Below are 3,769 nucleotides of genomic sequence, written 5' to 3'. Positions count from 1 at the left end.
GTTTCAAACAGTACCGCGCGAAACGGTGCTGAAATAATAATGGGAGGAATCTTTATGGTAAGTTTTGTTATCTGTCTGGCCATTTTGCTGATCGGCTACTTTACTTACGGCAAAGTCGTCGACAACACCTTCGGCCCGGACGACCGCGAAACTCCCGCCGTGCGCATCAATGACGGCGTTGACTACGTCGTGATGCCTCAGTGGAAGCTGTTCCTGGTCCAGCTGCTGAACATCGCTGGCCTGGGACCGATCTTCGGCGCCATGCAGGGTGCTCTGTGGGGACCCATCGTGTTCCTGTGGATCACCTTCGGTACCATCTTTGCGGGCGGCGTTCACGACTACTTCTCCGGTATGATCAGTGAACGCAACGACGGCGGCTCCATCGCCGAAGTCACCGGCAAATACCTGGGCCACGCCATGCAGAACGTCATGCGTGTGTTCTCGGTGGTGCTGCTGATCATGGTCGGTACCGTCTTTGCGGTGGGCCCTGCAGGCCTGATCGTCACCCTGTGCAAGAACTTCGGTGCCACCGGCTTCCTGGCCACCACCCTGTTCTGGCTGGTCCTGATCCTCATCTACTACTTCATCGCGACCTTTATCTCCATTGATAAGATCATCGGCAAGATCTATCCTGTATTCGGTATCTGCCTGGTCATCATGGCCATCGGTGTCATTATCGGCATCTACACCAACCCCGAATTCACCATCCCCGAAATCTGGACCCATCTGTACAATATGCACCCCTCCGCCACCCCCATCTGGAGCTTCATGTTCATCACGGTGGCCTGCGGTGCCATCTCCGGTTTCCACTCCACCCAGTCGCCCCTGATGGCGCGCTGCATGAAGAGCGAGAAACAGGGCCACTTCGTCTTCTACGGCGCCATGGTCGCCGAGGGCATCATCGCCCTGATCTGGGCTGCTGCCGGCTGCGCTCTGTATGAAGTCACCGGCGGTCTGAACACCGGTCTGGCGGCTGCGCTGGCGGAAGGTCAGTCTGCTGCCATCTATGACGTCTGCTCCCGCACCATGGGCGGTATCGGCACCGCGCTGGCCATGATCGGCGTGGTTGTCTGCCCCATCACTTCCGGCGATACCGCGTTCCGTTCCGCCCGTCTGACCCTGGCCGACTGGTTCAAGATCGATCAGGGTTCCTATGTCAACCGCCTGAAGCTCTGCATCCCCGTGCTGGGCGTTGGTGCCGTTCTGGGCATCGGCAATGCACTGGGCTACATCGATTACACCGTGATCTGGCGTTACTTCAGCTGGACCAACCAGACCCTGGCCATGATCGTTCTGTGGGCTGCTTCCATGTTCCTGTTCGTTGAGAAGAAGAACTTCTGGATCACCGCTGTGCCCGCCACCTTCATGAGCGCGGTTTCCAGCACCTACTTCATCCTGGCTCCGGAATGCCTGGGCGGCCTGGTCAACGGCAAGACGGCCGACGGCGCCACCGTGTACAACACCGCGGTTGCCTATCCCATCGGCATCATTTTCGCCATTGCTCTGCTCGTCATCTTCCTGATGGCCACCAAGAGACATTCGGCAAAAGCGCAGGCCTGATCCTGCGCGGCTGAGCCGGCAACGTACAACTGAGAGCCGGCCGCTGTTCAAAGGCGGCCGGCTTTTGTGTTGGCGCATCTTCCACACAAGCGAGGTTTTCCGCCATGATCTTCAAACCCTATCCTCTCAGTACCTCCCGCCTGGAACCCTGGGAACTGGAAATTGACAAAAAGAACTGCCGCAAGATCGGCCCCTGCGGCCTGGGCAAAAAGGCACTGTACCTGAACAGCTTTTTCATCGACCGCCGCTATTACATCCCCATCTCGGCGGTGCAGCGGGTGTTCAAGCGGGTGGCCATGAGCCGCGGCGGCTACACCGGAAAAGGCGTGTTTGCCAGTATGCCCTACCTGGTGGTGGTGTATGACAACGGACAGCAGAAGCAGTGCAACTTCAAGCATGAGGAGCAGGTGGACGCCTTCCTGGAAAAGCTGGCAAAGGAGCAGCCGCAGATCAAGCTGGTCAGTGCCGCGGCCGAAGAGCGGCTGGCCAAGCGGCAGGCCGAAAAAGAGGAAGCCGAACGCAACCGTCCGCCCCTGACACCCCACGGCCAACAGGTGGTGAAGGAACTGCAGCAGGCCATTGATTACCTGGAACAAAAGCCGGAACTGAGCAGCGCCTTAAGCCGTGCGGCACAGCGCAGGCGCGCCTATGAGCGCTCCAGCCCCAGCTACCGGTGGGTGGCCATGGCTATCACGGCCCTGGGGTTTGCGGGGATCGTGTACGGGTTATGGTCCCTGCTCATGGGCAAGGGCGGTTTCAGCGTTTACTTTGCCCTGTTCGGGCTGGCGGCTGTCTTTACCTTTGCCGGATTCAGTGTGCTGCCCACCGCCCGCAACAACCGTGGCAGCATCCTCAGGCAGGAAAAGACGTCCATGGACGATATGGAACAGTACCTGTCTTCCCTCCAAAACTTCCCGGTGCCGGTCCGCTATGCCCATCCCATTGTGCTGCGTCGCATGCAGCGGGCGGTGCTGGACGGCAGGGCCGATTCCGCGGCGGAAGCCCTGGATGTGGTCAAGCAGGATCTGAAAGCCCTGAACGCCGATGTGCAGGTGGAACAGGAAGAGTACGACGAGGTCGTGGCCATCAAACCCATGTTCCTCAATGCGCAATATCAGTAAAAAGCTCAACAGCCCCGCAGATGGAGACATCTGCGGGGCGTTTTTTGTTTCGGAGATGGTCCGACTTCTTGCCCCGTTTTTCCCGGGGGCCAGATGCCGTTCAAGAACGTTTCAGAAAGGTGCTGTGGAAATTGCCTCAGCTTTTAGCTGCACCGATTGCAGACATCAGCTGGCCCAGACCGCACTGGCTGCGGCGGACATCCTGGCCGGAAAGATGCCGGGGACATATAAGGCCACCGTCAGCTTCGGGGAATACGGTGCCCCCGACTTCGACAGCCGGGTCAAGACGTTGTCCAGCGCGGCCACCGGCGGCATCATGAGCGTGCAGGCACAGGTGGATGAACTGTGGGGGTCCAGCAAGGACGACGATTGGAAGGCGGCGGAGGTGCGGCGCATCCTGAATGAACGGGGTATTGCCGAACTGGAAGAGCCGTCCCTGGGCGGGGATAGCCTGAAATGACCGCCCGGGATATCGCCGACCTCTTTGCCGACCTGGAACTGCGACTGATCCAGTCGCTCAAGCGCAACCTGCGGCGCCACAAGGATCAGGAAAAGGCGGAGGGCGGCAAGGATGGCGTCCCCGCAGCTTGGCCCGCTTGGCAGGCGGAAAAGCTGCGCAGCCTGAACAAGTTCCGCCAGCAGAACCAGAAGATCGTGGACGAGTTCTCTTCCCGCATCGACACCGAGACACGAACCATGCTGAAAGAGCAGTTTGCCGAGGCGGACGGCACCGAGCAGGCTTTCTTTGGCGTCAATTCCGATAAAGTAGGGGCGCTCATCGATGAAATGACCGCCAGCGAGGCCGACGTGCAGAAGGCGGCCTTGCGGTATATGGACGACGTGTACCGGCGCACCATCCTGCGGGCGGACGCGGTTCTGACTGCCGGCGGCGTCACCATGCAGCAGGCGGTGGATCTGGCGGTCAAGGATTTCCTGGTACAGGGCATCACCTGCATCCGGTATAAGAACGGGCGCCGGGTCAATATCGCCACCTATGCCGAGATGGCGCTGCGCACCTCCAACACCCGGGCCATGCTGCTGGGAGAAGCCCAGAAGCGGGAGCGTATGGGCATCGATACCGTGCTGGT

4 protein-coding genes are annotated in these 3,769 nt (G+C 59.8%); all 4 read left to right on the top strand.

Annotated elements, in window-relative coordinates; genetic code table 11:
* Window positions 1–54: 54 nt before the first annotated feature.
* Window positions 55–1,560, top strand: coding sequence for a carbon starvation CstA family protein (locus tag Q0K17_RS10805; protein ID WP_294542917.1), 1,506 nt, complete (start codon window positions 55–57; stop codon window positions 1,558–1,560).
* A 104-nt stretch (window positions 1,561–1,664) separates the two neighbouring features.
* Window positions 1,665–2,681 (top strand): ATPase P, encoded by a 1,017-nt coding sequence (locus Q0K17_RS10800; protein ID WP_294542916.1) that lies wholly within the window; start codon window positions 1,665–1,667, stop codon window positions 2,679–2,681.
* A 124-nt stretch (window positions 2,682–2,805) separates the two neighbouring features.
* Window positions 2,806–3,141 carry a hypothetical protein gene (locus Q0K17_RS10795; RefSeq protein WP_294542915.1) on the top strand — a complete coding sequence of 112 codons (336 nt, stop codon included), beginning with the start codon at window positions 2,806–2,808 and terminating at the stop codon, window positions 3,139–3,141.
* A partial coding sequence (locus tag Q0K17_RS10790; RefSeq protein ID WP_366776946.1) for a phage minor capsid protein occupies window positions 3,138–3,769 on the top strand: 632 nt, incomplete at its 3' end. The genes Q0K17_RS10795 and Q0K17_RS10790, both read left to right, overlap by 4 nt.

The organism is uncultured Gemmiger sp., assembly GCA_944388105.1.
GTDB lineage: Bacteria > Bacillota > Clostridia > Oscillospirales > Ruminococcaceae > Gemmiger.
This window is presented reverse-complemented; position numbering and strand designations above follow the sequence as displayed.

Coding starts and splice junctions, on each gene's coding strand:
- Q0K17_RS10805 (WP_294542917.1), top strand. CDS start 55: ATGGTAAGTTTTGTTATCTGTCTGGCCATTTTGCTGATCGGCTACTTT.
- Q0K17_RS10800 (WP_294542916.1), top strand. CDS start 1,665: ATGATCTTCAAACCCTATCCTCTCAGTACCTCCCGCCTGGAACCCTGG.